Source organism: Nostoc sp. (genome assembly GCF_036917555.1).
Classification (GTDB): Bacteria; Cyanobacteriota; Cyanobacteriia; order Cyanobacteriales; family Nostocaceae; genus Nostoc.
The window spans coordinates 35122-60766 of sequence record NZ_JBALDD010000073.1; the positions used below are offsets into that span (position 1 = coordinate 35122).

Genomic DNA, 25645 nt, shown 5'->3' on the forward strand with positions numbered 1-25645 from the left:
ACTTTTTTAGATTTTTCTATTTACTTGTATGCATAAAACTTTATTCTGAAGAACGATGTTTATAATCAGTCAGCTTGTATGAGTAGCGAAAAAACTACAGAATTGCCACTCTGGGTACAAGATAGAGATATAGTCATTACTCATGATGAAGAAGTACAGTGGCGAGAAGGAAAACGCCCGGATTATTCATACACCAATGAATTTCTTCATCAAGAGAGTAAATTTCAGCATCCAGAAGGTTCTTTAGAAGCGATCGCTCAAAACTTAGTCCGCACTTTTGAGATGGAAGCTTCTAATAAATCTAATCCTCAACAGTGGCTTTCGATTGTTACTGATAAGTTTAAGATGAGTACCAATGGCGGACAACAATTCACTGCTCAGGATGTTGCAACCGAAGGTACTTATAACCTGTTTTTGGGTAAAACTGAGCAATATAACTCTGAAACAGAAACCTTTGAATCTTCATTTCAAGTTTTTCATACAGCCTTCCCCAATGGTTTCCTTTGGGAATTAACAGAAGTCCTTTCGGGGCCACCTAATGTTACCTTTAAATGGCGACATTGGGGAACATTTAATGGTTCCTATAAGGACTATACACCCACAGGTGAAACAATAGAAATCGTCGGAGTTAGTATTGCTCGCGTCACTGATGATTTGAAGATTGAGTCTTTAGAGCATTATTTTGATAATAATGTCTTTCTTGAGAAATTAACGGCAGGTGGTTGTCCTTTCCATTCCCAAAATCAGAACAATCACTAATGTTGATTTAGTTATAGTCTATCGAATAGCACACTCAATCGGCGCTCTTAGTAAACAGCAGTGAGCGCCGATTAAGTAATTATAATCATCGAAAATCTGTAATTGAAGACTTATTATTAGGGCTGATAAGGGGATGCAAATAAATTTTAATAAATTGAAAAATGCCGTTTATGGTATTCGTGTTTGCACAGTAGTAGCTGGTGTATTGACTGAAGGTGTAAACCCAGCCAGTTTACCCGACTTTTGGGGTACAAAGTCCCTTTCTTTGCTACCTTGAACCTCAGATAAGTAGCAATCTCGCACTGCCAACAACAAGCCTTTGATGGCATCTGGTGCGCCTGTTTTAACTAAATCGTCTGCCTTTTTGAAAAAAGCCGATCGCCATTTACCATCGTTATTGCCATACAATTCTATTAAATACCAACCTGCAAGATACTCAGCCAAAGGGTCAAGACAGAAACGGATTCTATCTTTGGCAGAACCGATAGTTTGAATCAGGTGTAAGCGCTTTTCCAAATAATTGAGGTGTGCTTCGGGGTCATCAATACCCAAATTTGCTAATGCCGCAACTGCATCTACACGCTTGGCGGTTCCTGGTTGATAACTTTGCTGCAAGCATTCCCAGGCGATGGTTTTGGCAATTTGATGAACAGTGCGGTCATCAAATTGATCGTCTGTAACATCACGATTGAGTTCATTGATATAACCCAGCATCAAAGTAGGAATATTCTCTGGTAGCACAGAAATATTAGATGTAACGTCTTTACTGGCGATTAACTGTTCAGCATAGAGTTTAACCAGCAAGACAGTGATATTATTTTGACCGACCATCAGAGAAAGACGGTTACAAGCGTTAAAAAATTCCTGGTCAGTAAAGCGATCGCGTTTACCTTGCTGCATGAGATAAGCTTCCATAAAGGACGATAGTTTATTAGCTTCAATCCGCAAGGGTTTAATTATCGTCTTATTAACCCGCCCCAGCTTTTCCTCAATTCGGGAAGTAATTACCAATGCATTCACCGGAAACTCTGGCGACTCCGGCTCAATTGCTTCTCGTGTAGTGGCATTCATTTCTGAGAACCGATCTACAATTACTAGAATGCGTTTCTTTCTTAACAAACGTAACAGTAATTCTTGACAAATCGACTCTGGCTCATCAATTAAAGCTTGCAACTGTCCTCTGATGGCTTCTAAAAGCGGCGACTTACCTTCCGTTACCCGAAATTCTTCTTCTAAAAGCACTGGTAACATCAAATGTTTGCAGAGTTGTTGGTCTTCATCCTCAGCCATTGCCCACCCAGCTATTCGACACGCTAAACTGGTTTTACCTACACCCCCTTCCCCACCAATTACTAGACAGCTACGTTGTTTCTCGAAAGTTGAGCGCAAATTCTCATTCATCAGTTGGGGAACTGTTGTACCATCCAGAACAACGGGAATGGGAATGTAACAGGCGCGACTGTTAACTGTATCCTTTCTGGGAAATTGTTCGCGGGCTGCTTTGATATATTTAGCTACCCACGCATCTAATACTCTGGGATGGTAATGAAACCAGCCAACAAATAGCACATATCGCAGAGGTACATTAACGCTGATAAATGGGAGAGAAAAATCTGTGTAGGGTTTGAGGGCGTTGTTAATTTTCAACAACCATAAAGGGGCTACCTGCAAGAGAATTAACCAAATAGAAGGCAATAAGATAACGTAGGCGGCAATTCCCAAAAGTAATTTATGCTTAAATAGCGATTCCAGAACTCTATCAAAAAGGCGAGTTTCTTTTTCTGCTTTCAGGGCATTGAGAGGGCGACGTATCAGCTTAATGTCCGTCTCTGTGAATTTGTCTTTGTATTTTTGTATAGTTGTCAACACCTGCTCAAAGTCTGAGATGACTTTCTGCAACTTGGAGGTAGGTAAAGCATTTGCTTTGTCCTCAAAACCTGCCGCTATTCCTCCTAAACCTTTGATAGCACCTAAACGCACGTAAAACTGGTTATCATTCAACAGGGCAATTAAATTAGGGATAGCCGATACTGCTTCTGTACCCATTGCACCCAGAGCGTAGGCTGAATTGTAACGTACAGTGGGGTTATGATCTTTTAAGGCAGCAGTTAATACTGGGACAGCTACTTTCGCTTCTACACCAATTTTTCTGAGTGCAGAAGGAACATAAATGCGAACGAATTGCTCCTTGTCTTGTAATGCCGCCATTAACGATGGAACTGCTGCTTTGGCTGCTGTACCAATATTTCCTAAAGCTAAGGTGGCGTACAGGCGGACTTGTCCATCCTCATCTTGCAATGCCGTACTTAAAGCTGGAACTGCTGATGCTGCTTCTGCACCCAAATCTCCTAAAACCGAAGCTGCGTGCCAGCGAAGATTAATATCCTGATTTTTCAAAGCTTCAATCAGAGACGGCACTGCTGGCGAACCGATATTAACTAATGCATCTGCCGCAATGCTACTGATGTGGGCATCGTTATCTATTAGCTTCTGAATCAGGGGAGCAATTTTGCTGTCAGTAGTGATTTGCGCCCAACTATTGCTTGTGCATAGTAGGAACAGTGTCAGGCATAAGACAACCACCTTGAGCGCACTAAGTAATACTTGTCTGGTATGCTTTGTCATTGAATCGGATTGAATCACCCGATGAACAACTCCAGTCAGAGAAACTATACCTAGATTGTAATCTAACCGTCAATGTGGGTTAGCGATGTCTACGACAGGCTACGCCTACGCACTGGTTTACCCCAGCTTTGCTCAAGCTTGATTAGCATTGGGATTTAAACGCATCATGATTTTCTCTGGTTCTGTCAAATTTTTAAACCCATAACGGCGATACAGTTCATGAGCATCTTTTGTGCCTAACAACCACCTTTGAATATCTTGTAATTCTGGATATTCCAAAATATATTCTACAAACCATTTTCCTAAACCCTGTCCTCGATAAGGTTCCAAAATAAAAACATCTTTTAACAACGCAGAAGTTGCATAATCAGTGATGACTCTCGCAAAGCCAACTTGTTGATTATCTTCATAAAGTCCAAAACATAAAGAATTATTTATTGACTTTTCTACAGTGGCTAATGGGATGTTTTCAGCCCAATAGGAAGTTTGTAAAAAATCATGAATCATTTGAATATCTAACTTAGATTTATCAGTGTTGATGAAAAATCGATGTTTTAATTCTTCATTCATCTTGCTACATTTTTTATTTAAGAGGTTGAAAACTTATAATTCATTCTTGGGGTCAGTGGTTTATAGTGTCAGATGATGAAATTACTGAACCATTAGCTGGATAACAGAGGCTATATTCAGCATTCAAGGATATGGGTGCATCTAGTTATTGATTATGAATCAGCCTACAACAAAATCTTGGCAAGAAGTCCGCACTGCTTTTCAACAAATCTGGGGTTATGAAGATTTTCGTCCACCACAGGGAGAAATTGTCAGCAGTTTACTATCACAAAAAGATGCGCTGATTATTATGCCCACAGGTGGCGGGAAGTCGATTTGTTTTCAACTTCCTGCACTGCTACAAACAGGATTAACTTTGGTAGTTTCGCCCTTAGTGGCGTTGATGGAAAATCAAGTACAGGAACTACGAGAAAGCCACCAAAAAGCAGCACTTTTACATAGTGAATTATCTTCATCTCAACGCCGTGCAACTCTGCAAGCTTTAGAACGTCAACAGCTAAGATTACTGTATTTGTCACCAGAAACTTTGTTAAGTGTACCAGTGTGGGAAAGATTATCTCACCCGCAATTGCAAATTAATGGTTTGATTTTAGATGAAGCTCATTGTTTAGTGCAGTGGGGTGATACTTTTCGCCCAGCTTATCGCAGATTAGGGGCGGTGCGTCCGGCATTGCTCAAATCAAAACCACCAGGAACAAAAATCAGTATCGCCGCTTTTACCGCTACTGCTGACCCCTCAGCCCAAAAAATTATTCAAACAGTTTTACAATTACAGCAACCAGAGATTTTTCGCTTGAATCCCTACCGTCCGAATTTGCATCCCAGCGTCCGCATCGCTTGGACACCACGAGGTAGGAAACAACAATTATTAAAGTTTATTCAAAATAGACCGCAACAATCGGGATTGGTTTATGTTCGCACTCGGAGAGATAGCGAAGATTTAGCTGAATGGTTAGCAGACATGGGTTATGCCACAGCTAGTTATCACGCAGGATTGGGTGCAACCGAACGCCGTGAAGTAGAAGCAAGCTGGTTAAGTGGTAAAATACCATTTGTGGTTTGTACCTGTGCGTTTGGCATGGGGATAAATAAATCAGATGTTCGCTGGGTTGCCCACTTTCACGCGCCACATTTGTTATCTGAATATGTGCAAGAAATTGGCCGGGCTGGAAGGGATGGGAAACCGGCAGAGGCGTTAACATTGGTGAGTGAACCTACGGGGTGGTTAGATTCAGGGGATAAGCAAAGACAGGAATTTTTTCAAGAGCAAATGCGATCGCAACAACAAATAGCGCAGCAACTTGTGAAAAAATTACCAAAACAGGGAGAAGTGAATGTAGTGACGCGACAATTTCCTGAAGGTGCAACGGCGCTAGCTTTACTCCATAGCAACGGTCAGCTAAACTGGCTTGACCCTTTTCATTACACCATTGGGCAAAAAGCGGTAAATCAGCCAGCGACGCAATTACACGCCGCTAAACAGATGCAGCAATACCTAACAACTAAGCAGTGTCGTTGGCAGTTTTTGTTAAATGCCTTTGGTTTTGACAAAGAAGCAGCTAACTTGCGTTGCGGACATTGTGACAATTGCCGTAAATGAGTATAAAAGACTCATTCACGAGTATCAAAGACTCGTCGCCGAGTATAAAAGACTCATTCACGAGTATCAAAGACTCATTCACGAGTATCAAAGACTCATTCACGAGTATCAAAGACTCGTCAGCGAGTATCAAAGACTCATCAGCGAGTATCAAAGACTCGTCGTCGAGTATCAAAGACTCGTCGTCGAGTATAAAAGACTCATTCACGAGTATATAGCGCTTCTCGTTTGTCTTAGGTACAGCCGTAGGGCACGGCACTGCCGTGCCCCTACACCCCGCGATATAATGTTGTACCACGTCTGAATGGGAACCGCTATCAAAGACTCGTCGCCGAGTATAAAAGACTCATTTATGAAGATTACTCTTTTGCTGCTTGTTCGCCGTTAGATGTTCTTGCTACAATACCTAAATTCTTTTAATAACTGCGATCGCGCAGTGTCTCCTTAGAGAAAGACGCAAAAGAAAAGATAAATAATCTTATAACCGACAGAAAGTAAGTTAAAACTTTTTTCTTTCCCCTGCTGTGCTGAATATTCTCCAGCTAGGTTCATCCAATAGGATGAATTGTCATTTTCACCACTAAGTAACAATAAAAAGGTCAAGTAGAGGATAAAAATATGTCATCTGCTCAAGCGCCCTCCCTACCACCGTTGATTCCGCGCGAAATCCTGTTTGGGAATCCCGAAAAAACTAGCCCACAACTCTCCCCTGATGGCAAGTACTTAGCATATATCGCCCCTGATGAGAAAAATGTCTTGCAGGTATGGTTGCGAACTATAGGACAAGAAGACGAGAAGATACTAACTGCTGACAAAAAGCGTGGTATCCGCATTTTCTTCTGGACTTATAACGCAGACCAGTTGATTTATATGCAAGATTCGGATGGCGACGAGAACTTTCACCTGCACTTAGTTAATATTCACTCCAAGATCGTGCGTGACTTAACGCCATTCCAGGGTGTGAAGGCCGAACTTGTGGAACTAGAACCTAAATTTCCAGATGAAGTGCTGGTAGCGTTGAACTTGAACAATCCTCAAAAGTTTGACGTTTACCGCATTAACCTAAAAAATGGTGCGGTTGAGTTCGACACTGATAACCCCGGTAACATTATCAGTTGGACATCTGACGCTGAATTCCAAGTACGTGCAGCGACAGCTAGTACACCCGATGGTGGGTACGATTTGTTATTGCAGAAACCAGATAAACAGTGGGAAATTCTCCGCCACTGGGGGCCAGAAGAGGAAGGAAATTCTGTAAGTTTCTCAGATGATGCCAAAACCCTTTATATTCAAGGGAATCATGATGCTAACGCCAAACGTCTCTTAGCTGTTGACCTAGAAACCCGTAAAGAAACTGTGATTGCTGAAGATGAGCAGTATGATGTCGTAGGGATCATTATTCATCCACTGACGCGAGTTATTCAAGCAGTTTCTTTCTACAAAGATAAACAAGAATGGCAGGTAATCGATCGCAGTATCGCCGCAGATTTTGAGGAAATCGCCAAGGTGCGTCCTGGAGAATTCTCTATAATTAGCCGCGACTTGGAAGATAAAACCTGGTTGGTAGCTTATAGAACTGACAATGGGCCAGTTTATTACTATGCCTACAACCGAGAGTCCAAAACTAGCACTTTCCTTTTTAGCAACCAATCCAAACTCGAAACGTTGCAGTTAGCTTCAATGCAACCGATTTCCTACGAAGCGCGGGATGGCTTAACTATCCATAGTTACCTGACAACGCCTGTAGGAATACCTACGCAGAATCTCCCAACAGTACTGCTGGTTCATGGCGGCCCTTGGGCGCGGGATACTTGGGGTTTCTCTCCCACAACGCAATGGCTAGCTAACCGAGGTTATGCCGTGTTGCAAGTCAACTTTCGCGGTTCCACTGGCTATGGTAAAGCATTTTTGAATGCTGGAAATCGGGAATGGGGTGGCACAATGCACGATGACTTGATTGACAGCGTGAACTGGCTGGTAGAAAAAGGCATTTCTGATCCGCAAAAGATTGCGATTATGGGTGGTTCTTATGGAGGTTACGCCACCCTAGCGGGGTTGACTTTTACACCCGAAATCTTTGCTGCTGGCGTGGATATTGTCGGGCCGAGTAACCTGATTACCCTGATAGAAACTATACCGCCCTATTGGGAACCGATCAAAGCAATGATTTATCATCGCATTGGCAACTTGGAGACAGAAGAGGAGTTTCTCAAATCGCGATCGCCTTTATTTTTCGCTGATCGAATTCAAAAACCTTTACTCATCGGTCAAGGTGCAAACGATCCACGGGTGAAACAATCAGAAAGCGATCAAATTGTCAACGCAATGCAACAAGCTGGTTTACCAGTGCAATATGTACTTTACAGTGATGAAGGACATGGTTTTGCCAGACCAGAAAATCGCTTGCACTTTTTTGCGATCGCAGAAGAGTTTCTCGCCAAATACTTAAGCGGTAGATTTGAACCTTTGGCAGATATCCCCGGTCATTCAGGAATAGTTAAATAATGTTTCCAAAAGGTGGTTAGTGTCATTCATCAACCACCTTTTTGAAAGGCTTACTAATAAAGCAATTTTAGAGATGCGATCGCTCACCATTGTTGTGTAGTTAACGCTGCGATCACAATTGGGTGAGATTAAACCAATGCTGCCTAACCATTTAAGGAATAGCAACAAGGAAAATTATTCGATGGCATCCATTGGGATAGATAAGCTACCAGTCCCGAGTTTATCGCAAAATTGGTCTACTTTTGATTTAAAATCAGAGTTAGTGAGCATCTTTTCAAATAAAGTTTTATTTGAAGATTAAATTAAAGCTTTATCGCTTTTAAATTATATAGATTCTATCCTTAACTTTTATATTACATTGGTAAATACATAAGTATTGTATAGATAAAAATTTTGAATTTATATAGATTAATAATTCTTACCATACTTTCTACATCTCCACACAGACCACACGTACAGCAGTTTGTAAGTAGTTTTTTAGGAGAAGAACAAATCTCACAGTCTTTTGCACATTCTTCAATAATTTCAGGATTATTTAAAGCTTCCCCGCAGTTTTTACAGTAATTTCTGCTCTGACTATCTATGCAACAACATTGCAAGCATAGACATTCATTAGTTTCAGGATTAGAACAACAATCATTGCATGAACATTCATTGCTTTCAGAAGCCAATCTCATAAGTTCTTGACCAGCTAAAGAACATTGGCTAAATCTTTCTATTGACATAGACAAAGCAGTTCGTCAATCTTGTTCTAAAATTGTCCGTTTTACATATTGAGAGCAAGATTCATTTCCATATAATAGACGATGCGGACAAGAATACCCCTTCAAGGGTGAAAGATATTTTTGATATTGAGAAATTAGGATAGCAATTATATGGCTAATCGTAGACTCTAAATTAATTGTTATAAAATTTAACATAAAATTACTTTTATTCTTCCGCAGTCAATGCTCTAAGAATATGATTCTCAAAACCAACTCAAAATTAGTTATTTCTTTAAGTTCCTGCTGTGACGATTTGCTCTGCTTCAGCTGTAATTGCCAGAAAATTGTGGATGCGATCGCTAATTATTTTCTTGCCAAATACTTAGATGATAGATTTGAACCCACTCTGATGCTCAGACTCTTCTTTTTGCAAGAGAAAATCGAGATAGTCTTGTAATTGCAATAGCCTCGCTCCAGATAGCTGGCGTAACTTGGCTAAAATCATTTCTTCTTGCTGCCACTGGGCAATGGGGATAATTTGAGATGCTGGTACTTCGATCGTTACATTGGGCAGATCAAATCCTTCTAGACTATACCCGTCCTCTTCCCCTTCAGGCATGGGATAATGTTCCACAATTGTTGCAACATTCCCTCGCTTCAGGTTGTATTCTGGTAAGTCCTGCGCTAAGGCAACTTGGGAGAATAGGGGGTGCTGTACCTTCATGAGTTGGCTCCTTGATCTGGCACTAAGGTAACAAATTTGGTTGTATCGTTTGCAACCATCCAAATAGTTAAGATATTGAGTTCAACGCCATTAATCCCTCGCAGACACGCACGAATGATATACTTCTGACCATAGCGAGTTGTTTCGATCGCCTCGGCAGGTTGCGTTAAAACTTGAGCGCGTAGATCCCGTTCTAGTTGCTGCCAATTGTCTAGTGTGTACCCAGCCATAGCTAGAAATTTAGATTTATCGTCTTTGGGCAACGGCACAAGCAGATACTTAGTTAGCTTTTCTTCTGCGATTATTGTATCTTGCGGTAAAAAGGCCATTGACTCATGGCATGAATTTTGAGTAGGAATTATTGACTATATTTTACTGTTTGAGATGATGAAAGTTTTGATAGCGATCGTACTTCTCAAATCCCTTCGTCTGTCTGCCTTTTAAATTTAAACTAAGAAATTGCATCACCTACATTGCTTTCTCCAGCATTTAGCACTTGCTCTGCTGTTACCTGTAACTCTGGGAAAATAGTAGATGCGATCGCAGTATTTCCTGTAAATCTGGTTTCTTTATAAAACCCGTCAACTAATATCAGTACGGTAACTGCACTCAACCGATTAACTGGAACAAACTTGAGGAAATTTACTAGCAAAAATAGAGATATCTGGACATTTTTTGGGCTTTCAGGTGGTATGGAAACTAACTCACCTGCTACCAGTTCATACTGGCTATCCGTGCGATCGTCATACTTTAAATATTCTTCAAGGGTTAGACGTTTGCTAGTGATTGCAGTCATATCACGTCAATAAAAGTTACGTATTGATAGTTTACCAAATTCATCAATCCTGATTTATTATTTAAAACCACAGATAATTCATGAGTATTTATCTGTGGTTATATTTTCATCCAATTGACGTTTGCAAGAGATTTAGGAAACGCCTGATTATTTAAAGCGATCGCTTCCCTAAAATTGCTGCAAAAACCGCAAATCGCTAGCATACAAGCGACGAATATCATCGATTTGATGTAACACCATTGCAAAGCGTTCTACACCAAAACCGGCAGCAAACCCTGTATAAACTTCTGGGTCATAACCCACAGACTTAAGTACATTTGGATCGACCATACCGCAGCCCATCACCTCTAACCAGCGCCCATTCCACTGCAAATCTACTTCTGCTGAAGGTTCAGTAAACGGAAAATAACTGGCGCGGAAGCGAATTGGTAACTCGCCAAATATTGCTTGTAAAAATACCTTAATTGTGCCTTTGAGGTCTGTAAAAGTTAGTCCCTCATCAATAGCTAAAAGTTCTATTTGATGGAAAACTGCTGAGTGAGTTGCGTCTACATTATCTCGCCGATAAACTCGCCCTGGAGCCACGACCCGAATCGGTGGTTCTTCTCTTTCCATGTAACGAATTTGAACCGATGAGGTATGAGTCCGTAAAAGATTCCCATCTGGCAGATAGAAGGTATCCTGCATATCACGGGCGGGGTGGTCAGGCGGGGTATTGAGAGCCTCAAAATTATAATAATCTGTTTCCATCTCTGGCCCTTCAGCCACGGTATAGCCCATACCGACAAAGATATCCAACGCCCGATCGATAATACCATTGAGGGGATGAATGCGACCTTGAGGGCTGTAAATTCCCGGCATAGTTACATCCAGAGTTTCAGCCTCTAGCAAAGCTTGAATTTGCGCGGATTCTAAGGCAGCACGTTGCTGGTCTAGACTAGTTTGCAGGGATTCTTTGACTGTATTGGCGATCGCTCCAATTTTTGGACGTTCCTCTGCGCTCATCTGCCCCATACTTCGCAACAGTGCCCCCAGTTCCCCTTTCTTACCCAGATAGTTAACTCTGAGTTCCTCCAGACGTTCTAAGGTGTCGGCGGCTGCGATCGCTTTTTCTCCTTCTTGCCGCAGTGCTAAAAGTTGAGCTTCTAAATTGCTAGTCATTAGTTATTAGTCATTGGTCATTAGTCATTAGTCTATAGTCAAAAGCTGTGAACTGGTCGATAAATAAACTTACAGTCATACCATTAACATCAGCTAAAGGTGAGGGTTGAAACCAAACCTCTGTTTATCAGTTAGAAATGATTGGGCTAGTACAGCGGGCGTGTAAATCCAGCTAACATCTCACTTCACCAGACTTGGGGATTGAGCAACTTGTCTTAAAGGTAAGCAAAATTCCGCCACACTGTCTAGTGAGTATAAATGTTTTTTTGCTGCTTGTGACCTCAGACATTGACAAATGGTTAATAACAAATAACTAATAACTAATGACCAATGACTAATGACTATGAAATTACTAATTAGCAACGATGATGGCATTTCTGCTTTGGGGATTCGTACCCTAGCCAACTATTTGGCAGAGGCTGGTCATGATGTGAGTGTAGTTTGTCCAGATCGAGAGCGATCAGCAACTGGACACGGGTTAACTTTACACCAACCAATTCGCGCCGAAATTGTCGAAGAGATTTTTCATCCTGCTGTCAAAGCTTGGGCTTGTGATGGTACGCCTTCAGATTGTGTCAAATTGGCGCTGTGGGCTTTGCTGGAAACTCCCCCAGATTTGGTTCTCTCTGGTATTAATCAAGGTGCGAATTTGGGAACTGAAATTCTGTATTCTGGCACTGTTTCTGCGGCAATGGAAGGTTTAATTGAAGGCATTCCCAGTGTAGCGTTGAGTCTTATGAGTCACACATCTAAAGACTTTCAAGCTGCTGCTAAGTTTGCCACAGTTCTCGTAGACCAGTTAGCCCAAAAACCGCTGCCAGATTTAATGTTGCTCAACGTCAATATTCCTGCGGTCAAATGGGAAGAAATTGCCGGAGTTACTCTCACCCGTCAAGGCCTACGGCATTACATTGATGTGTTTAATAAACGAGTCGACCCTCGTGGAAAAACGTACTACTGGTTAACCGGAGAGGTAATTGAGGATGTGGAACCCCCAAGCGGATTAAATCTGCCTCAAAATGTACCTACAGATGTGGAAGTTGTACGTAAGAACTACATCAGTATTACTCCGTTACAATACAATCTTACTTACGCAACTGGATTAGAGAAATTATCGGAGTGGGAATTCAATTTTCCTGGAATCATTTGATTTATCAGGGTAAAAATGTAGTTATTCAAATGCATCACGAAAAAATGTAGGCTATAACGTAGGGGCACTCTTGAAATAACCGATACACATCCACCCCAACACCTGGGAAATTCTAACTGACGTATCTCATTCGCATTTACACAATCAGCCAGAAACAGGATATGCTGTTTTACCAAGAATTCCTTCCTCTAGCAAAATCAGTGAGACAGCATAAACTTAGACAAAAGAAGTAACAATTCTTTCATTTATCGCCCGCTCAGTCCAGCAAGCAACACCCATGTCTAGGATAGAGAATCAATTTACCGTACAATTTTGGGGCGTTCGCGGCAGCATCCCCAGCCCAGGGCCACAGACTGTTCGTTACGGCGGTAATACCCCTTGCATATCAATGCAAGCGGGCGATAAACGCTTAGTTTTCGATGCTGGCACGGGACTACATGTTTTGGGGCAATCTTTGTTGCGCCAAATGCCGTTAGAAGCTCATATATTTTTTACCCACTCTCACTGGGATCACATGCAAGGTTTTCCCTTTTTTACTCCAGGGTTTGTAAAGGGGAATGACTTTCATATTTACGGCGCGATCGCACCTGATGGTTCTACCATAGAACAGCGCCTCAACGATCAAATGTTGCACCCGAACTTTCCCGTACCCTTGCAAATTATGCAAGCCAATTTAAATTTCTACGACATTCGACCAGGGCAACCAATCCACATCGATGACCTTACCGTAGAAACAGCACCTTTAAACCATCCAGGTGAAGCTGTAGGATACCGCGTCAACTGGCGTGGTGGTGCTGCTACTTACATCACTGATACGGAACATTTTCCCGATCGACTCGATGACAATGTGTTGTGGCTAGCTCGTAATGCTGACATTCTGGTTTACGATTCTACCTACACAGATGAGGAATACCACTCGCCAAAATCCCCGAAAATTGGCTGGGGACATTCTACCTGGCAAGAAGCGGTAAAAGTGGCACAAGCTGCTAACGTCAAAACTCTGGTGATTTACCACCACGACCCGGCGCACGATGACGACTTTTTGGATCGTGTAAGCAAAGAAGCCGCTGAAAAATTTCCTGGTGCTATTATGGCACGGGAAGGATTGGTACTTCAGGTTCCGACCTCAGTTGTCTTATCAGAATCTTTTCCTGTTAGCAAGTTTTCTACCTAAAGATTGCGATCGGAGGAATTGGAGATTTTAGATTAGATTGGTGATCAGAGGCTTTCAGCGCGAGAGCATACCTGTTGGCTGTACGGTGAGACAGCGCTGCCCAGAGTTGTCAGAGCGCCGACCACAGGATTGGGGTGACAACAGGAGGACAAACTTTATAGATTCACCAACACAGCCCAGACATCTACAGACGCCCTAAGATTGCGGCTGATGGTCACGGTAAAACCTCGTTGAAGTCTCAACACGGAACTAAAGCTTTTTTAGCTCTGGTATTTGGGGTTATCTGGACTTAGCAATTAGCAGTCAAGCTGATAGCACAAGAAACCATCTTGGGCGACTTCCCTTGGGTTAGGCTTTTGGCTGATAGCTAAAAGGGGTGGCATCAACACCCTGGCTGATAGCACAAGACCTCATGGGCAGTTGGTGAATGTCCTCCTTAAGGCGGTTTACCATAGGGTAGCTTCCTGCTGAGAGCTAAAATAAACCTAAAATCTCAGAATCTACGTGCTAAATTTGTCTAAAAATGGGTGTTCTGTGCGGGTTGCTTTTTCGAGCGAAGGGCTACTAACGCCGACTGCTGTTGCCCTTGGCAAGTTTGATGGTGTTCATCTTGGTCATCAAAGGGTAATTCAACCAGTCTTGCACGCTGGTGGTCACTTGTCAGTAGCTAGTAGTCTGCACTCAAAGGAAAATCAACTGACAAATCAAGAATATACCTATTCAACAGTTGTCACCTTTGACCCCCATCCACAGGAGTTTTTTACAGGGCAACCCCGGACTTTGTTAACGCCACTGGATGAAAAAGTCCAACAATTGCGATCGCTTGGGGTAGAACAACTGGTACTACTACCCTTTGACAAAGAATTATCTGCGTTAACCCCTGAAGAATTTGTCGAAAAAATTCTCGTGCAACAACTGCGATGCCAGCGAATTAGCATCGGGCAGGATTTTTGTTTTGGCGAAAAGCGCAGTGGTACTGCTCAAGATTTGCAATTACTCGCCGCCAAGCACAATATTCCCGTTACCATCGTTCCCTTACAAACTTATACAGGTGATTCGTCCACCCAAACCAATTGCGTCAGTAATACTCCGACTCAAGATGCCCGCATTAGCACTTCATTGATCCGCCAAACCCTTGAGCAGGGAGACATTGAAAACGCAAATCTATTACTAGGACGCCCCTACACCCTCCTTGGTGATGTCGTTCAAGGTCAACAATTAGGCAGAACAATTGGCTTTCCCACCGCTAACCTCCAACTACCAAAAGAAAAGTTTTTGCCCCGCCAAGGAGTCTACGCTGTCCGCGTTTTCACTCTCGATGAAACATCAGATACCGCTCCTAGTGAGAACTTGGGCGTTATGAATATCGGTAATCGTCCAACTGTAAACGGTACTTATTCATCTGCGGAAGTACATTTATTCGATTGGTCAGGTGATTTGTATGGCAAAAAACTGTTTGTGCAGCTAGTTAAATTTTTGCGCCCTGAACAAAAATTTCCTTCTCTCGAAGCCCTGAAAACACAAATTCAACTTGACTGCGTTGTTGCTAGAGAAGTTTTGAGTATTTAGTGGGAACAATAGATAGGGCATTGGGCATTGGGCATGGGGCATTGGGCATTGGGCATGGTTATTCTCCTTGTCCCCTCATCTCCCTATTCCTCATTCCCCATTCCCCACTCCCCAGTCCCCACTCCCTACAACGCATGAGAGAAAAAATCGACACATTAACACAAAATCTGGCTCTTACCATCGTTGGCAAAGCTGAGGCAATACGCTTAGTGCTAGTTGCCTTGTTAGGTGGTGGTCATGCTCTCCTAGAAGATGTCCCTGGTGTTGGTAAAACCCTGCTTGCTAAATCTTTAGCTCGTTCACTGGATGGCAAGTTTCAACGGCTACAATGCACTCCCGATTTACTGCCAACTGATATTACTGGCACCAACATCTGGAACCCAAAAAGCGGCGAATTTACATTTCTTTCTGGACCAGTCTTTACCAATGTGCTATTAGCTGACGAAATTAACCGCGCCACACCCCGCACTCAGTCAGCTTTACTAGAGGTTATGGAAGAACATCAGGTAACAGTCGATGGTGTCTCTCGTGCAGTTCCCCAGCCTTTCTTTGTCATTGCCACTCAAAACCCTATCGAGTATCAAGGTACTTTTCCCCTGCCGGAAGCGCAAATGGATCGGTTTATGTTGTCGCTGAGTTTGGGCTATCCTTCTGAGACAGAAGAACTCCTAATGCTGCAAAATCTCCAAAATGGTGTAAAAGTTGCTAATTTGCAGCCTTGTATTACCTTGGCAGAAGTACAGGAATTGCGTTACCTCTGCTCTCAAGTAAAAGTGGCAACTTCCTTGCAACAGTACATCCTCGAATTGGTGCGGGCAACACGTCAAGATGAGGAAATCGCTCTTGGTGTCAGTCCGCGCGGCACATTAGCATTACAACGGGCTGCTCAAGCGCTAGCTTTTCTATTAGGGCGTGATTATGCTATTCCCGATGATGTGAAATTTCTCGTCCCTCACGTTCTTTGCCATCGCCTTATTCCTAGAGGAGGACGCAATTCAAGGACTGTTGTTGAACGATTATTGCGATCGGTTTCTATTCCTTAATGCAAGAGTGAATTTAAACTTTAGATTCCTTATCTTGCTTAAATTTGTGTATGTTAATGTGAGTTCGATGTCTTTCCAATTTTGTAATTGTTCTCTTAGTTCTGTTCTACTTTATTAAGTACATTATTTGGAAATGTCATAAATGACCAACAACATCCGTGTTAACATTGAGTTAATACAGGTTGATTTGATATTTATCTACCAGTGTAGATAATAGCTCATGGGCTAGTGAGCCACTATAGTTCCTATCAGCCAACCATTTTTTACCTTGATCTGAAATTACGCAGTTGCCACTTAATGGACTCTTGTAATTGATAACTTTCAGTAATCCCAAATCTGATAATTCTCTCACTACTTTCAAAACATATTCATGGCCAGCTAAAGGTTCACCTGTTAACATCATTAAGCGGTCGAGCTTATACCAGTGAGCTCCTTCATCACCTTTGAGATCAAGAAGTTCAAGAATGAGAGCATAATCCTTTTCCATAGATTCTCCATTTGTATTTTTAAAAGGATTGCTACTAACGATTTATTCAAAGTTTCTAAATAAGAATATATTGGTGCAAATGAAATCCGAGATATTATGGCTGATTTTTCTATTGAGTCAGGTGAAAATTGCTAGGACATTTTTCCTTGGATAGTCAGTAGTGCGCTGAATAGACATTTATATTACTGTTGTGGATATAAAACATAGGTTGCTTGCCAAAACTACTTACGCACAATTTGAAACACTGCCAATCCTGCGTAAATCTTATGATTAGCACAAGCGCCACTTTTAAATATTTGGGAATGTGAGGAATGTCAATTTTTGTTAAGCGCAAAATCCGCGATGCCTACGGCGGGCTACGCCAACGCCAAGCACTACAGCCAAGCGCCGAACGTGAATTCAAACGCCAATTTTTCGGTTTACTTTTGGTAATTGTAACGTGGAGTTTAGCTATGGGCTGGTTTCTAGCCTTGGCAACTAACGCCCAAAGTGCGACTCCTCCCGCTGAAATTGGCACTGTTGACGTAGTACCTGCACAATACCAACTGGGGCAAGAACTGTATTTAGAAAACTGCTCCAGATGTCACATTGCCATACCACCAGCCGTTTTACCTACCCAAACTTGGAAAAATATCCTGCAAGACTCGCAGCACTACGGCGCACAACTCCGGACTTTAGTCGATCCGCCACGCATCTTGGTATGGAAATATCTTTCGACTTTCTCCCGTGTGCAACTAGATGACGAAGAAACACCATATCGCGTCAACAACTCGCGTTATTTCAAAGCTTTGCATCCAGGAGTTGAGTTACCACGTCCCGTCCAGGTTGGCAGTTGTGTCAGCTGTCATCCCAGTGCTAATGATTACAATTTCCGCCGCCTGACAGCAGAGTGGAAGTGAGGAGTAAGGAGTGAGGAGTTGAAAAATTCATAACTGATAACTCCTAACTCTGCTCCTCTGCCCCCCTGCTCTCTCATCTGGGGGCAAAATGATACTATGAAGAAAGAATAAATATAAGATAAGGTTAAAACCAATTAGTTTATTAAATGATTGGCTAGTTTTTATCCTGCTTTTGAGGTAAATTCTCATTTCACACCCATCCACAACCAAGACGTTTGGGCTGGGTTAAATGTTTATAATCAATGCCGACCCTTTAATTCCCATTCCCCTTGATTCAGTTCTATAACCTGCCATGCTAAAACTTTTGTTGGGCGACCCCAACGCTCGTAAGCTTAAAAAATACCAACCTTCTGTTACTGAAATTAACCTTTTAGAAGAAGAAATTAAGGTTCTTTCCGATGATCAGTTAAAAGGTAAAACCGTCGAATTTAAACAACGGCTCGCTAAAGGCGAAACCCTAAATGACATATTGCCAGAAGCTTACGCCGTTGTTCGGGAAGCAGGACGGCGAGTCTTAGGCTTACGGCACTTTGATGTCCAACTCCTTGGCGGTATCATTTTGCACGTGGGGCAAATTGCTGAAATGAAAACCGGCGAGGGTAAAACACTAGTCGCTACCTTGCCGAGTTACTTAAATGCCCTTACTGGTAAAGGTGTACACGTCGTTACCGTCAACGATTACCTGGCTCGTCGGGACGCAGAATGGATGGGACAGGTGCATCGGTTCTTAGGGTTGAGTGTGGGGCTAATTCAGTCAAGCATGACTCCTAGCGAACGTCAGAAAAATTACGAGTGCGATATTACTTATGTCACTAACAGCGAAGTAGGATTTGACTACCTGCGGGATAACATGGCGACATCAATGGTAGATGTGGTGCAACGCCCGTTCAATTATTGCGTGATTGACGAAGTAGACTCGATTTTAATTGATGAGGCACGGACACCGCTAATTATTTCCGGGCAGGTGGAAAGACCGACAGAAAAATATCTGCAAGCCGCTGAAATAGCATTCACACTCAAAAAAGACGAGCATTATGATGTGGATGAAAAAGCTCGTAACGTGCTATTGACAGATGAAGGGTTTGCGGAATCAGAAAATCTTTTGGGAGTCACAGATTTATTTGACCCAGAAGATCCTTGGGCCCACTTCATTTTCAATGCAATTAAAGCCAAAGAACTTTTCCTCAAGGATGTAAATTACATCGTCCGCAATGGGGAAGTGGTAATTGTAGATGAATTTACCGGTCGAGTACTACCTGGACGGCGTTGGAGCGATGGACTTCACCAGGCAATTGAAGCCAAAGAACACGTAGAAATTCAGCCAGAAACTCAAACTCTAGCGACAATTACTTATCAAAATCTGTTTTTGCTGTATCCCAAACTGGGCGGAATGACAGGAACAGCAAAAACAGAAGAACCAGAATTTGAAAAAATTTACAAATTGGAAGTTGCGGTAATTCCCACCAACCGCGATCGCAGACGCGAAGATTTGTCTGATATGGTCTTTAAGACAGAATCAGGTAAATGGGGGGCGATCGCTAGAGAATGTGCCGAAATGCACGAACTCGGCAGACCTGTATTAGTGGGAACCACTAGTGTAGAAAAATCCGAACTTCTCAGTCGGCTGCTGAAGCAACTGGAAATTCCCCACGAATTACTCAACGCCCGACCGGAAAACGTCGAGCGTGAGGCGGAAATTGTCGCCCAAGCCGGACGCAAAGGTGCTGTTACTATTGCTACTAACATGGCTGGTAGAGGTACAGACATCATCCTGGGTGGTAACTCTGAATACATGGCACGTCTAAAGCTGCGGGAATACTTTATGCCCCGGATTGTCATGCCAGAAGATGAAGATGCATTTGGCGTGCAAAGACCAGCCGGATTACCTACAGGACACGGTGGTGGTCAAGGCTTTGTCCCTGGTAAAAAAGTCAAAACTTGGCGGGCTTCGCCAGAAATTTTCCCGACTCAGTTGACGAAAGAAACAGAGAAACTACTCAAAGATGCAGTAGAAATTGCAGTGCGTGAGTATGGTGATCGCAGTTTATCGGAATTGGAAGCTGAAGACAAGGTAGCTATAGCTGCAGAAAAAGCTCCGATCGATGACCCTGTGATTCAGAAATTACGGTCAGCTTACAACCGTGTTAAGCAGGAATATGAACAATTTACTACCCGCGAACATGATGAGGTAGTGGGAATTGGTGGTTTGCACGTAATTGGTACAGAACGCCACGAATCACGGCGGATTGACAACCAGTTGCGCGGACGTGCAGGAAGACAAGGCGACCCCGGAACCACGAGATTCTTCCTTAGTTTAGAGGATAACCTACTGCGGATTTTTGGTGGCGATCGCGTTGCTGGGTTAATGAATGCCTTCCAAGTGGAAGAAGATATGCCTATCGAATCTGGGATGCTTACCCGCAGTTTAGAAGGCGCACAGAAAAAAGTTGAAACTTACTACTACGACATTCGGAAGCAGGTGTTTGAGTATGACGAGGTGATGAATAATCAACGTCGTGCTATTTATGCTGAACGCCGCCGAGTCCTAGAAGGTCAAGATTTGAAAGAACAGGTGATTAAATATGCTGAAAAAACGATGGATGACATCGTTGACTTCTACATCAACATAGACTTGCCCTCAGAAGAGTGGGAGTTAGAAAAGTTGGTTGAGAAAGTCAAAGAATTCGTCTATCTGCTGGCAGATTTGCAAGCTAGTCAATTAGAGGATATCTCTGTTACTGAGATTAAAGCCTTTCTCCACGAACAGGTACGAATTGCTTACGACCTCAAAGAAGCGCAGATTGACCAAGTTCAACCCGGACTGATGCGCCAAGCCGAACGTTTCTTCATTTTGCAACGCATTGATACCCTGTGGCGGGAACACCTGCAACAAATGGATGCCTTGCGCGAATCGGTGGGATTACGCGGTTATGGGCAAAAAGACCCGCTAATTGAGTATAAGAGCGAGGGGTATGAATTGTTCTTGGATATGATGGTTAACATCCGCCGAGATGTGGTGTATTCGTTGTTTATGTTCCAGCCGCAGCCGCAGCAGATGATGCAGGCTTCGTCGGAGATGGTGTAAGTAGAGAATATTTCACGCAGAGACACAAAGACGCTAAGAAATCTTAGCGTCTTTGTTTTATGCTGAAAGTAAAACGTTGTTTTTGGTATGAGTCAATTTGTGAGTTCAATTAACCTGCAATTATCTCCAGATTCCATAAATCAAGGTGAGCAGGCTATTCGTCAGGAAATTGCCTTGCAGTTATACGACCAAAATATTTTTACTTTTGGTCAAGCACGCCGCTTGGCTAATCTATCTGTATGGGAATTTCAGCAACTTTTAGCGCAACAAAAAATTCCACGTCATTATACTGAAATAGATTTAGCAGATGATATTGAGTCAATTAAAACAGGTTTTTGGTAGTTGTGACAGTTATTTGCAACGCTATGCCTTTGAATTAACTTTGCTGCTATCAATCGTCTTGATATCTTACAGGCAGTGTTTGGCACAATTGTTATACCCCAAGCTGTCTATAATGAAACTACAGGTTCAAACTTCCTAAGTTCACAATTTATATTGCAAGCAATTGCTTCTGGATGGCTACAAGTCCATCCTGTCTCAAACATAGCACTCAGCATCCCCCCAGAGCTAGATCATGGGGAGCGAGAAGCCATTGCCTTAGCTCTCGAAACTGGTGAGCTAAACATTTTGTTAGATGAACGGGAGGCTCGCCAAGTAGCTAAAAATTTGGGATTACAGGTAATTGGTACTCTCGGCATTCTCTTGTTAGCAAAAAATAGAAAAATTATTTCTCAAGTACAACCATTACTTGATGCCATGATTGATATTGCCCAATATTGGGTCAATGCCACACTCTATAAACAAGTCTTACAGCAGACAAGAGAATTAGTTGAGTAGTTTATTTGAGAGAGCGGGGCGAAAATTTTCTTAGCGTTTTTGCATATTTATGCATTGCTCAAAAATATTTTGTTTTCAGGATTTTGCTGAAATGGGTAAGCTGATACTACCAAGTCTTCAGGGTAAGCAAATGGGGCAAGTAATAGTTACCCTCACTGTCACGAATCGAATTGATCGAGTTTTGACACAGCGAGGCTTCATTTCTTCGGGGGAAGTTCGCTCTTATACTCTGGATGATGTTTTAGTTGATACGGGCGCAACTTTGCTGTGTTTACCTAATAGCATTATTAGTCAATTAGGTTTAGTCCAAGGTGGAGAAGCCCAGGTAGAAACTGCTGCTGGAGTTAAGCAGGGGCGAATTTTCCGAGATGTTGAACTTAGTATTGCAGAGCGTCAAGGAACCTTTGATTGTCTGGAACTCACAGAAGTATTTTATGCCCTTTTGGGTGTAACACCAATGGAAGTTTTAGGGTTAGAACCAGACCTTAAAAATCGGAAGTTGCGGGTTTTGCCGATGAATTCTGAGCAAACTTATCTGAGTGTATTGTAAGCGATCGCTCTACATTCAATATTAATTGCAGAGAATATTAGGGATTTTGCATCTGATTAGTAGTTATACCAATTCTCTAAAATCAGGCTACAGATGAGATAATAAGATTAAACCAGATGAAAGATGAACAATGTCAGGGGTATATCAGCTAGAAATTAAAGAGACTGTCGCAGAACTCAAAGATTTACTGGCAAGACAAAAAACTGCGGCGGCTAAAGAAAGAGTGCAGCTACTGTATTTACTCAAAACAGGGCATGGTCAAACAATTTCTCAAACCGCAGAAATAATCGGTCGAAATCGAGTCACCCTACACAAGTGGATTCGACAGTATAAAGCAGGCGGTATTGAAGGATTATTAAAACAAAAATCAATGCCTGGAAGACCAAGAACCATCCCAAACTGGGCACAAAAAGCATTAGATAAAAGATTGCAAGAACCACTTGGGTTTAATGGTTATCAAGAAATCGTCGAGTGGCTAGAACATAACTTGGGAGTAAATAGTTGCTACAAGACAGTACACAAGCTTGTGTATTATCATTTGGAATCATCCCCGAAAATTCCTCGCCTTAAAAGTGTTGAACAACAACAGCCACTTGTAGAGGCATTTAAAAAAACTTTGCAGACAACTTAGCAATGCTCCATTGGTTTTGTTTGACAGTTTTATGTACAACTAAAACTATTCGTTTTTGCTGTGAGGATGAAACTCGAATTGGATTGAAAACAATTACAGGGCGCAAAATCACACGCAAGGGTGTCAAACCAGTTGGTGTACATCAATGGCAGTTCAAGGCAACGTATTTATATGGAATCATCGAACCACTTACTGGAGAGAGCTTTTTTTGGGAATTCTCACATCTTAATACTGAGTGTTTTCAGATATTCCTTAATCTAGTTTCTCAACCTAAAAGCTGATTCAGTACTAATTATTCAACTCGATAATGGTGCATTTCATAAAGCCAAACGTCTTTCCTTGCCAGATAATATCATTTTATTATTTCAGCCGGCACATTCAAAGAGAGTTAAATCCAATTGAGCAAGTTTGGCAATATCTTAAACGCCGACTTCGTTGGTTACTACCCAAAAACCTTGATGATTTACGTGCTGCTCTCTACCTTGAAATTGACAAATTAACCAAACCAATTATTGCATCTATTGCTAGAAGGCGATATATTTTAATGGCTTTATCTGTAGCCGGATTTTAGAGAATTGGTATTAGACCTTGCCATAGTTGGGGAACACTAGAAATTGAGTAGCAAGTTACCTAGTAAACTGATGAACTTTTGAGGGTAACAGTCGTATTCCTTACTTCATAATGAGGCACAAAATAGTGGAACCAAAAAGAAAGCTAGAAGATATGCCAATTACCCATGCTCTCGAATACTACAAGAATCATTGTGAATTTTTGGGGTATTCGATAGAGGAAGAAGGTGAATTTTGTATTGTCTGCCATCACCCAAGAAAGGATTTGCTCAAATGAATTCTGCTAAAGCAAAATGTAGGTGTGATGGCCCAAATTATTTATTCGTTGCCAGCAAAATTTTACAATGACTTGATTCCACTATATATGTATGTTAATGAATTAAACAGTATCTTTATCTTTGTTAAAGCATAGATTCGTGTCTTTGAAGATAATTCTCCTATTATTGTCTTGACCTCAGTTCTAGAGGGAGAATATAGCCGACACAGCTTCGCGATCTTTTTGGACAATATCGATTACGATATGAGAAAATTTCACTCATATCCTAAAACTCTTGATATGTGGAGTGAGTAGTAGGAGTTACGCGCTGTAAGATGCAACTTTCTGAAGCTGAACAAGATGCGATCGCTTATGCTTGGTGTAGTTTTGGGATTGTTTGTGGTGCGATCGCAGAGTAAGCTATTTTACTTTAATAACTAGGCAACCAGAGATAAGCTAGCCTATAAAGTAGCTGATATAATATCAATAGCAGTCAAGAGGTCTGACCTTTTCAGATCGCGGGAGCTAGGTCTTCCCTTGACTGATTTTTATTGTCTAAAAATATAGAACAGCCATGTATTTGCTGTATGCATATGAGTCTGGCACAACGCATGACTCAAACCAACAATATTTTGTACTGGCTGGATTTTGTGTATTTGAGCGCCAAGGATATTGGATTTCTGATCAGCTTGACCAAATTGCTGCTAGATTTGATCCCGCTGATCCGGTACCAGTTGAATTACATGGTAGTCCAATGCTGAGTGGTAGAGGAAAGTGGAGGAGCTATCCTAAGAGCGATAGAGAGAAAGATATTGAAGATATTTTGCAGGTTTTCCTACAGTCAAACCCAACTAATCGACTATTCGCAAGTGTGATTAAGAAGACTATAGTATCACCAAAAGACCCCGTTGAAGTTGCATTTGAACAACTGGCTAGTAGGTTTGATAGGTATTTGATCAGGCTGCACAAAAATGATAATACACAGAGAGGCATCATAATTTTTGACAAATCCACTTACGAGACAACAATTCAATCTTTAGCAACTGACTTTAGAACTATTGGATACAGTTGGGGTGTTATCAGAAACTTTTCTAAAGTACCTTTATTTTTAGACTCAAAAGCTTCGAGACTAATTCAACTTGCTGATATACTCGCTTACACAATTTTCAGACATTTTGAAAAGGGAAATAGCAGATTTTTCTCTATCATTCAGTCTAGATTTGATTCTGAAGGCGGTATAGTTCATGGATTACATATACAGCAATAAAATTCTATTTGTCTAACACTACACTTTAATGTAACTTTCTGAAGCTGAACAGAGTACTGGCGTGGCAAGACTAAAATATTGCATTAGAATCACCTGTTTCATCGGGTTCAAAAATTGGATAAAGATGTTTAAGTTTGACACGAGCGTCTTCAGTAGTAAAACGCCAAATTACTTTACTAGCGGTACAGTTGCGTTGTTGTTGCCAAGCAGCCAACTCAGTAGAAAGTTTTTCTACAGAAGAAATACGTTGGTCTAGACACTGTTGGCTCAAGACACTTAATTCAATCTCGGCAACATTGAGCCAACTACCATTACCAGGAGTATGATGAATCTCTAGTCGTCGTGTTAAACGATGAGCCTCATGTGCAGGAAAAGCTTCATACAGAGAAGCAATATTATGGGTGTTAAGGTTATCACTGAGTAATTTGATTTTACGAGCCTGGGGATAATCCACATCTAATAACTGACGTACCTCTTCGGCCCAGTCAACGCGAGTGCGGTGATCTCGATTACTCACACGTCGCCAGCCTCGATTTGGGTCAAAAAACATAAATAGAGCTTGGACTCCTTCACGAGTGTAGTAATAATCGTAAGGATTCAGGTCTAATATTTAGGAAGCAGTGATGGGCGAGACAGATAATTATTATTAGAGTCAGCCAGTAGTGCTTGTACAAAAAAATCAAT

Annotated in this window: 24 protein-coding genes and 1 pseudogene; 15 read left to right on the forward strand and 10 right to left on the reverse strand. The window is 41.9% G+C overall.

Annotated elements, in window-relative coordinates; all coding sequences use genetic code 11:
- Positions 1–78 precede the first annotated feature (78 nt).
- A complete protein-coding gene (locus tag V7K60_RS28255; RefSeq protein WP_334930516.1) occupies positions 79–759 on the forward strand; it encodes a SnoaL-like polyketide cyclase in 681 nt (226 codons plus the stop codon).
- Positions 760–927: 168 nt separating this feature from the next.
- Here V7K60_RS28255 and V7K60_RS28260 read toward each other — a convergent pair whose 3' ends face one another.
- Positions 928–3384, reverse strand: a complete 2457-nt coding sequence (locus V7K60_RS28260) for a HEAT repeat domain-containing protein (protein ID WP_334930518.1) — start codon at positions 3382–3384, stop codon at positions 928–930.
- A 132-nt stretch (positions 3385–3516) separates the two neighbouring features.
- Entirely contained in the window at positions 3517–3954 is a 438-nt protein-coding gene (locus V7K60_RS28265; RefSeq protein ID WP_334930520.1) for a GNAT family N-acetyltransferase, read from the reverse strand.
- Positions 3955–4108: 154 nt separating this feature from the next.
- Here V7K60_RS28265 and V7K60_RS28270 point away from each other — a divergent pair, with 154 nt between their 5' ends.
- Complete coding sequence (locus V7K60_RS28270) at positions 4109–5554, forward strand: RecQ family ATP-dependent DNA helicase (protein WP_334930522.1); 1446 nt, start codon at positions 4109–4111, stop codon at positions 5552–5554.
- Here V7K60_RS28270 and V7K60_RS28275 read toward each other — a convergent pair.
- The gene (locus V7K60_RS28275; protein ID WP_334930524.1) at positions 5514–5813 is read right to left on the reverse strand and encodes a hypothetical protein; all 300 of its coding nucleotides are present in this window, start codon (positions 5811–5813) and stop codon (positions 5514–5516) included. The genes V7K60_RS28270 and V7K60_RS28275 overlap by 41 nt on opposite strands.
- Positions 5814–6172: 359 nt before the next feature.
- On the opposite strand from V7K60_RS28275, the gene V7K60_RS28280 reads away from it, so the two are divergent.
- Positions 6173–8059, forward strand: coding sequence for a S9 family peptidase (locus V7K60_RS28280; RefSeq protein WP_334930526.1), 1887 nt, complete (start codon positions 6173–6175; stop codon positions 8057–8059).
- Between the two features lie 740 nt (positions 8060–8799).
- On the opposite strand, the gene yidD is transcribed toward V7K60_RS28280, so the two are convergent.
- The 5 genes from yidD to pheS all read right to left on the reverse strand — a co-directional run bounded on the left by yidD (position 8800) and on the right by pheS (position 11444).
- Positions 8800–8979 carry a membrane protein insertion efficiency factor YidD gene (yidD, locus tag V7K60_RS28285; RefSeq protein WP_334930528.1) on the reverse strand — a complete coding sequence of 60 codons (180 nt, stop codon included), beginning with the start codon at positions 8977–8979 and terminating at the stop codon, positions 8800–8802.
- A gap of 166 nt (positions 8980–9145) precedes the next feature.
- The gene (locus V7K60_RS28290) at positions 9146–9487 is read right to left on the reverse strand and encodes a DUF4926 domain-containing protein (RefSeq protein ID WP_334930530.1); all 342 of its coding nucleotides are present in this window, start codon (positions 9485–9487) and stop codon (positions 9146–9148) included.
- On the reverse strand, positions 9484–9816 hold the full coding sequence (locus V7K60_RS28295; RefSeq protein WP_334930532.1) for a DUF6883 domain-containing protein: 333 nt from the start codon (positions 9814–9816) through the stop codon (positions 9484–9486). Before V7K60_RS28295 ends, V7K60_RS28290 begins: the two co-directional genes overlap by 4 nt.
- A gap of 122 nt (positions 9817–9938) precedes the next feature.
- Positions 9939–10283 carry a hypothetical protein gene (locus V7K60_RS28300; RefSeq protein WP_334930534.1) on the reverse strand — a complete coding sequence of 115 codons (345 nt, stop codon included), beginning with the start codon at positions 10281–10283 and terminating at the stop codon, positions 9939–9941.
- 168 nt (positions 10284–10451) lie between these two features.
- A complete protein-coding gene (gene pheS, locus V7K60_RS28305; RefSeq protein WP_334930536.1) occupies positions 10452–11444 on the reverse strand; it encodes a phenylalanine--tRNA ligase subunit alpha in 993 nt (330 codons plus the stop codon).
- A gap of 343 nt (positions 11445–11787) precedes the next feature.
- On the opposite strand from pheS, the gene surE reads away from it, so the two are divergent.
- From surE to V7K60_RS28325, 4 genes are all read left to right on the forward strand, one after another.
- A complete protein-coding gene (gene surE, locus V7K60_RS28310) occupies positions 11788–12594 on the forward strand; it encodes a 5'/3'-nucleotidase SurE (protein WP_334930558.1) in 807 nt (268 codons plus the stop codon).
- A 277-nt stretch (positions 12595–12871) separates the two neighbouring features.
- Positions 12872–13768, forward strand: a complete 897-nt coding sequence (locus tag V7K60_RS28315; RefSeq protein ID WP_334930538.1) for an MBL fold metallo-hydrolase — start codon at positions 12872–12874, stop codon at positions 13766–13768.
- A gap of 504 nt (positions 13769–14272) precedes the next feature.
- Positions 14273–15337 (forward strand): bifunctional riboflavin kinase/FAD synthetase, encoded by a 1065-nt coding sequence (locus V7K60_RS28320; protein WP_334930540.1) that lies wholly within the window; start codon positions 14273–14275, stop codon positions 15335–15337.
- 134 nt (positions 15338–15471) lie between these two features.
- Entirely contained in the window at positions 15472–16380 is a 909-nt protein-coding gene (locus V7K60_RS28325; RefSeq protein WP_334930560.1) for an AAA family ATPase, read from the forward strand.
- A 172-nt stretch (positions 16381–16552) separates the two neighbouring features.
- Here V7K60_RS28325 and V7K60_RS28330 read toward each other — a convergent pair whose 3' ends face one another.
- Positions 16553–16867: a hypothetical protein gene (locus tag V7K60_RS28330; protein ID WP_334930542.1), complete on the reverse strand. Its 315-nt coding sequence runs from the start codon at positions 16865–16867 to the stop codon at positions 16553–16555.
- 311 nt (positions 16868–17178) lie between these two features.
- On the opposite strand from V7K60_RS28330, the gene V7K60_RS28335 reads away from it, so the two are divergent.
- The 8 genes from V7K60_RS28335 to V7K60_RS28370 all read left to right on the forward strand — a co-directional run bounded on the left by V7K60_RS28335 (position 17179) and on the right by V7K60_RS28370 (position 24961).
- Entirely contained in the window at positions 17179–17766 is a 588-nt protein-coding gene (locus V7K60_RS28335) for a cytochrome C (RefSeq protein ID WP_334930544.1), read from the forward strand.
- A 292-nt stretch (positions 17767–18058) separates the two neighbouring features.
- A complete protein-coding gene (gene secA / locus V7K60_RS28340) occupies positions 18059–20851 on the forward strand; it encodes a preprotein translocase subunit SecA (RefSeq protein ID WP_334930546.1) in 2793 nt (930 codons plus the stop codon).
- An 87-nt stretch (positions 20852–20938) separates the two neighbouring features.
- Entirely contained in the window at positions 20939–21193 is a 255-nt protein-coding gene (locus tag V7K60_RS28345; protein ID WP_334930548.1) for a UPF0175 family protein, read from the forward strand.
- Positions 21194–21268: 75 nt separating this feature from the next.
- Positions 21269–21688, forward strand: coding sequence for a DUF3368 domain-containing protein (locus V7K60_RS28350; protein WP_334930550.1), 420 nt, complete (start codon positions 21269–21271; stop codon positions 21686–21688).
- Between the two features lie 91 nt (positions 21689–21779).
- Positions 21780–22238, forward strand: coding sequence for an aspartyl protease family protein (locus tag V7K60_RS28355; RefSeq protein WP_334930552.1), 459 nt, complete (start codon positions 21780–21782; stop codon positions 22236–22238).
- Positions 22239–22368: 130 nt separating this feature from the next.
- Positions 22369–22869, forward strand: coding sequence for a helix-turn-helix domain-containing protein (locus tag V7K60_RS28360; RefSeq protein ID WP_334930554.1), 501 nt, complete (start codon positions 22369–22371; stop codon positions 22867–22869).
- A 307-nt stretch (positions 22870–23176) separates the two neighbouring features.
- A complete protein-coding gene (locus V7K60_RS28365; RefSeq protein ID WP_334923007.1) occupies positions 23177–23440 on the forward strand; it encodes a hypothetical protein in 264 nt (87 codons plus the stop codon).
- Positions 23441–24268: 828 nt separating this feature from the next.
- Positions 24269–24961, forward strand: coding sequence for a DUF3800 domain-containing protein (locus V7K60_RS28370; protein WP_334930556.1), 693 nt, complete (start codon positions 24269–24271; stop codon positions 24959–24961).
- A gap of 70 nt (positions 24962–25031) precedes the next feature.
- Here V7K60_RS28370 and V7K60_RS28375 read toward each other — a convergent pair.
- Positions 25032–25550, reverse strand: a pseudogene (locus tag V7K60_RS28375) (transposase); the annotation flags it as partial.
- Positions 25551–25645 lie beyond the last annotated feature (95 nt).

Coding starts and splice junctions, on each gene's coding strand:
- V7K60_RS28260 (WP_334930518.1), bottom strand. CDS start 3,384: ATGACAAAGCATACCAGACAAGTATTACTTAGTGCGCTCAAGGTGGTT.
- V7K60_RS28360 (WP_334930554.1), top strand. CDS start 22,369: ATGTCAGGGGTATATCAGCTAGAAATTAAAGAGACTGTCGCAGAACTC.
- V7K60_RS28330 (WP_334930542.1), bottom strand. CDS start 16,867: ATGGAAAAGGATTATGCTCTCATTCTTGAACTTCTTGATCTCAAAGGT.
- V7K60_RS28280 (WP_334930526.1), top strand. CDS start 6,173: ATGTCATCTGCTCAAGCGCCCTCCCTACCACCGTTGATTCCGCGCGAA.
- V7K60_RS28270 (WP_334930522.1), top strand. CDS start 4,109: ATGAATCAGCCTACAACAAAATCTTGGCAAGAAGTCCGCACTGCTTTT.
- V7K60_RS28355 (WP_334930552.1), top strand. CDS start 21,780: ATGGGTAAGCTGATACTACCAAGTCTTCAGGGTAAGCAAATGGGGCAA.
- V7K60_RS28255 (WP_334930516.1), top strand. CDS start 79: ATGAGTAGCGAAAAAACTACAGAATTGCCACTCTGGGTACAAGATAGA.
- V7K60_RS28335 (WP_334930544.1), top strand. CDS start 17,179: ATGTCAATTTTTGTTAAGCGCAAAATCCGCGATGCCTACGGCGGGCTA.
- yidD (WP_334930528.1), bottom strand. CDS start 8,979: ATGTTAAATTTTATAACAATTAATTTAGAGTCTACGATTAGCCATATA.
- V7K60_RS28370 (WP_334930556.1), top strand. CDS start 24,269: ATGTATTTGCTGTATGCATATGAGTCTGGCACAACGCATGACTCAAAC.
- pheS (WP_334930536.1), bottom strand. CDS start 11,444: ATGACTAGCAATTTAGAAGCTCAACTTTTAGCACTGCGGCAAGAAGGA.
- V7K60_RS28290 (WP_334930530.1), bottom strand. CDS start 9,487: ATGAAGGTACAGCACCCCCTATTCTCCCAAGTTGCCTTAGCGCAGGAC.
- V7K60_RS28315 (WP_334930538.1), top strand. CDS start 12,872: ATGTCTAGGATAGAGAATCAATTTACCGTACAATTTTGGGGCGTTCGC.
- V7K60_RS28295 (WP_334930532.1), bottom strand. CDS start 9,816: ATGGCCTTTTTACCGCAAGATACAATAATCGCAGAAGAAAAGCTAACT.
- V7K60_RS28345 (WP_334930548.1), top strand. CDS start 20,939: ATGAGTCAATTTGTGAGTTCAATTAACCTGCAATTATCTCCAGATTCC.
- V7K60_RS28265 (WP_334930520.1), bottom strand. CDS start 3,954: ATGAATGAAGAATTAAAACATCGATTTTTCATCAACACTGATAAATCT.
- V7K60_RS28300 (WP_334930534.1), bottom strand. CDS start 10,283: ATGACTGCAATCACTAGCAAACGTCTAACCCTTGAAGAATATTTAAAG.
- V7K60_RS28325 (WP_334930560.1), top strand. CDS start 15,472: ATGAGAGAAAAAATCGACACATTAACACAAAATCTGGCTCTTACCATC.
- V7K60_RS28365 (WP_334923007.1), top strand. CDS start 23,177: ATGGTGCATTTCATAAAGCCAAACGTCTTTCCTTGCCAGATAATATCA.
- surE (WP_334930558.1), top strand. CDS start 11,788: ATGAAATTACTAATTAGCAACGATGATGGCATTTCTGCTTTGGGGATT.
- secA (WP_334930546.1), top strand. CDS start 18,059: ATGCTAAAACTTTTGTTGGGCGACCCCAACGCTCGTAAGCTTAAAAAA.